Raw genomic sequence first — 262 nt, 5'->3', positions numbered from 1 at the left:
CTGCGAGGCGACATCGGCGGCGAGAGGCGGGCTAGGGTTTCGAGCACCGCCACCGCGCGCCATGGCCGAGGCCAACCAGTACCAGATCCTGGTGCGGCTCCTCGACGGCCGCACACGCTGCCTCCGCTTCTCGACGACGACCGTCTCCGGCGCGGCGCTCCTCGACGCCGTCTCGGCGCTCTCCCGCGTCCCCGCCGCGTCCCTCCGCCTCGTCACCGGCCGCCTCGACGTCTCGCCGTCCTCCGTCCTCGCCTCCTCCGCC

At 74.8% G+C, this 262-nt stretch carries 1 protein-coding gene; it reads left to right on the top strand.

Annotation, left to right across the window (positions count from 1 at the left end; translation table 11 throughout):
* Positions 1 to 61 precede the first annotated feature (61 nt).
* On the top strand, positions 62 to 262 hold a 201-nt coding region (locus L9G74_RS24300; protein ID WP_238898700.1), incomplete at its 3' end, for a hypothetical protein.

This window comes from Shewanella electrica (genome assembly GCF_022321485.1).
GTDB lineage: Bacteria > Pseudomonadota > Gammaproteobacteria > Enterobacterales > Shewanellaceae > Shewanella > Shewanella electrica.
Note: the sequence above shows the minus strand (reverse complement) of the source record. Positions and strands in the feature narration are given on the sequence as shown.